1 protein-coding gene and 1 pseudogene are annotated in these 1,934 nt (G+C 56.8%); one reads left to right on the top strand and one right to left on the bottom strand.

Annotation, left to right across the window (positions count from 1 at the left end; translation table 11 throughout):
- Positions 1-92: 92 nt before the first annotated feature.
- A pseudogene (locus ACYVJT_RS15200) lies at positions 93-335 on the top strand (ATP-binding protein); the annotation flags it as partial.
- Between the two features lie 127 nt (positions 336-462).
- Here ACYVJT_RS15200 and ACYVJT_RS15195 read toward each other — a convergent pair.
- Entirely contained in the window at positions 463-1,533 is a 1,071-nt protein-coding gene (locus tag ACYVJT_RS15195; RefSeq protein ID WP_343955404.1) for an IS110 family RNA-guided transposase, read from the bottom strand.
- Positions 1,534-1,934 lie beyond the last annotated feature (401 nt).

Genomic DNA, 1,934 nt, shown 5'->3' with positions numbered 1-1,934 from the left:
AACCAATAGATTATGCGAAGCAACACTCACGACAAAGTCGAGAATACGGCCCCAGCCGTGGTGAACTTCGCATAATCTTTTGCTTTACATAAGACGAATGGCTCCTGGACTCACCCAATGAGTCGATGCGCAGCATGCTGCTGGAACTGCTAGAACGCCGCTACGATAACGCCTCCACAGTGTTCTGCACCCAATACGCCAAAAAAGACTGGCATCAACGCCTGGGATCAGGAGTCCACGCCGATGCCATCATGGACCGGATCGTGCACAACACCATCTGGGTAGAAACCGGAAGCTACAATATGCGAGAACATACCGCCAACATCAACGCCTAACTCCAGTGGTGGGCGTCGGTGGCTCCCAACAACACCATCACCGGCGCCCACCGGCACCACTGCCGGTCTCATCTGGCACCAACCTATGGCTCTGAACAGGCCGACTCTTCTGAAGCTTCTATAGATGTCAACCCCCTTGGTGAATACTCATGGCTTGGTTGAGGTGGCGGTAGATCCGTCGAGCGAGATACCGTTTGAGTGACCGTCGGATTTCTCGGTCGGTTTTGCCTTCCGCTCGGCGTTTTTCAGCATAAGCGCGGGTTTCTGGGTCGAATCGCATGCGGTGCATTGTGGCCATCGTGAGGGCACGGTTGAGTTTGCGGTCACCGCCACGATTCAAACGGTGTCGGACGGTTTTGCCGGAGGAGGCTTGTAGCGGGCTGGTGCCTGCCAGCGCAGCGAAGGCAGCTTCATTTCGTAATCTGCCTGGGTAGCCCCATGCCACCAATGCGGTGGCAGCGGTAAATGCGCCAATACCGGTCTCTTGGGTCAGGCCTACAGCGGGGCTGTGGTCGACGAGTTCGGTGATGTGGGCATCGTTGGTTTTCAGGTCGGTCTCAGCGACCTGAAATCGTTTGGCCAACCGAATGGCTTCGGTTCGTGCCGTGGCGTGGGCGAAGGGTTCGTCTCGGCTGCGCCAGGCCGCGATACGGTGGATTATTCGTTTGCCTGGTGCTCTGCGAGCATCAACCCCTAGATCAATAGTCCGCAGCAGTGAGGTCAGCGCGTTGGCGATTTTGGTGCGTTCGCGTGAAATGTGATCTCTTGCGGCCAGTAAGGTTTTCAACGCGGCCTGGAGGCCCTGGTTGTCGCGGGGCTTGCGCAGCCGATCGATGCTGAGCGGTAGCACCGCGGTGGCGATACGCTGGGCATCGATGGGGTCCGTTTTGCCGATACCGCGACGGGTTTTGTTACTCATCCTGGCGGCTTCCACGACCGTGTAGCCCGTGTCTTGGACTGCTTTGGTCAGTTCTGCCCCATAGCTGCCGATGCCTTCAATTACCCACAGAACATCCAAGTCGCCGTTGGTGCGGAGACCTGCCCAGGCCAGTGCGCGGTAGATGCCTGCATGGGTTGTTGGAAACGTTTGGGTATCTAGATGTTCTCCGGCGCCGGTGTGCACTGCAAAGGTATGTGTCGCTGCGTGGGTGTCAGCACCGATGACATACGGGTAGTGATGTGCGACGATAGTGGACATAGCGATGTTTTCCTCTCGGTTCCAATCGCGGACCGTATTTCGGTCGCTATCGGCTGGCACCACGCCCGGCGGGAAAACACGACAGGGCAATACTGTGATGAGTCACAACGATGCTGCGTTGGACATGCTTCTAATCAAGCCACTGAAGTGGACCGGGCGGTGCCGGCCCATCACCACGATCGGACAGTTCACAAGCAAGACAATCCAACCTGAAGGTCGATTTTGTCATGAGTCACAACCACGATGATGTGCCAAACAACCTACCCGGCCAGCCAGTCCCAGACCAGCCACTTCTAGCTTCACAATGATTGTCAACCGTCGTGCATGGCTATTGCTGAGGCATTGAGGGTTTTGAAAACTCGGCGGGCGATGAAGCGTTTCAGACAGCGTCGGATTTCTCG

The sequence above is a fragment of the Yaniella soli genome (assembly GCF_054782375.1).
The sequence above is the reverse complement of the archived record's forward strand: the minus strand, read 5'-3'. Positions and strand labels throughout refer to the sequence as shown.